Source organism: Deferrisoma palaeochoriense, assembly GCF_054656955.1.
This window is the reverse complement of sequence record NZ_BAAHXI010000143.1, coordinates 1-1,928: the sequence shown is the minus strand read 5'-3', so window position 1 is coordinate 1,928 and position 1,928 is coordinate 1. Positions and strand designations below refer to the sequence as shown.

Genomic DNA, 1,928 nt, shown 5'->3' with positions numbered 1-1,928 from the left:
CCCGAGTTTGACACCACCTAGTCACAAAGAAGCCGGAAAAGCGATACACTTCGGGCGGTTAGCTCGAAGTGCGCCTTCCCGGCGTGTATGTAGGTCCTCAGCCCATCCGAAGGACTTCTGGCGGTTTCTTGATTCCCAAGGATTTCAGCCGGTTCAGTGCCGCAGGCCGCGGCTCCGTCACCTGCCACACCTCCCCGTGCGGGCTCGACAATTGCGCAAGTTTGATCTGTTTGAGGTCGTCGCGGATGTTGCGCCACGTGTCCCCACACGCGTGTTCGGCGGCCCGTTCCAGTAGCAGCGCCAACACCGCAAGCGCCACGTGCGCCCGGATCCGGTGCTCCGCCCGGTGGTACACCGGCCGCAGTCGCAGGCCCGTCTTCAACGTCCGCCACGCCTGTTCCACCCGCATGAGCTGCTTGTACCCCAACGCCAGGTCTTCCGCCGATAGGGTGTCGTCGTTCGTATGCACCACGAACTTCCCGTCGAGCCGCTCCTCCGCCCGCACGGCCTCCCGCGAGATCACCAAGCGCCCCCCTTTGGTCTGTCTCAGGTACTTCCCGTACCGGCGGCTCGCCCGCAGGGCACACACCCGCTTCGTGTGGGGCTCCCCTTCCAGATCTCCCAGGGCCGCAAGCTCCGCCTCCAGTTCTTCCAGCACCTTCTCCCGGTGCGCCCGCTGGCGTTCGGCCTCCCGCGCGTTGTAGCACACCGCGTAGCGTCGTCGCCGTTCCCCCTCGCCCACCACGACCTCTTTCACCTTCAGGTGCTCGGCCACCTCCCGGTACCGCCCCGCTCGCCCCAGCACCTCCCGGCTGACTTCCACCTCCCGGCGCATCGGCATCCCCACGATGTACTTGCCGCCCCCAAGGCTCAGCCCCCGCAGGTTCTCCTCCGACACCATCCCGGCGTCCCCTACGAACACGCATCGGGTCAGCCGCCACCCCCGCAGGTCCTCCTTGACCTGCCGCACCGTGGTGACGTCCACCGTGTTCCCCGGAAACACCCAGTGCCGCACCGGAAACCCGTCGCGCGTCACCGCAAGCCCCACTACGATCTGCGGCGCGTCCCCTCGGCCGTTCTTCGAGTGCCCCCGCTTCCGAAGCCCCGTGCCCCCTTCCGACGCCTCTCCCCCGTCCGGATCCTCTTCGTCCACCTCGAAGTGCAACGAGGTCGTGTCGTAGAAGATCAGGTCCACCTGCAGGTTCAACAGGTCCGCCACCCGGAAGTAGATCGCTTCCTCGATCGCCTCCCGGTGCTCCACCAGGAAGTCCATGGCCCGATACAGATGATGTAACCCCAGCCCCTCGCTCCCCTCGATCCGCACGTCCTCCCGAAGCCACTGCTCGTAGCAGTAGAGCTTCGAGCACGGGGCCAGCGCCCGGTTGGCCACCATCGCAAACAACGCCCGCTCCACAGGAAAGCCCAGCTTGCGCTTGCCACCCTCCCGCTCGATCGCCTCGCGGATCCCCAGCCGTTCCCACAGGGTCTCCAGAACGTACAGGTCCCCATAGGGCCACGCGTCCACCAGCTTCCAGCTCGGGTCGTCGGCCACGATGGCCTCCGGGTCGCACCGCTTCAGGATGCTTTTGGCGAGACGGCGCAGCCGTTCGGTCACCTTGGGGTCGTCGGCCCGGCCCAGGTTGCACACGATCCGGGTCTCCGAGCGGCGCTTGGCAGGATTCCAGACGCTCTCGGCTAGTTGCAGGTGGACGAGGTAGGAGCCATCGGCTCGTTTCTGGCGGGTTTGTCGCAGATACATGTATGCGACTATAACGGATTGCAAATTCGCCAGTCAACGCGTCCTCCGTAAACCATGTATCTAGGCATTTTGGCCCAACACCCAGCCTTCACAACCGCACAAGGCCCTATTCATGCGAAATCTGCTCGTCAGAACCACCTCGATGTCCCCAGCAACTGTCAAAGTCGGG

1 protein-coding gene is annotated in these 1,928 nt (G+C 65.0%); it reads right to left on the bottom strand.

Annotation, left to right across the window (positions count from 1 at the left end):
• Positions 1-97: 97 nt before the first annotated feature.
• On the bottom strand, positions 98-1,759 hold the full coding sequence (locus ACYQ8L_RS18400) for an IS1634 family transposase (protein ID WP_459943278.1): 1,662 nt from the start codon (positions 1,757-1,759) through the stop codon (positions 98-100).
• Between the last annotated feature and the right edge of the window lie 169 nt (positions 1,760-1,928).

What these genes read in the sequence shown, in the direction of transcription:
- ACYQ8L_RS18400 (WP_459943278.1), bottom strand. Translation starts at nt 1,759, where the DNA reads ATGTATCTGCGACAAACCCGCCAGAAACGAGCCGATGGCTCCTACCTC.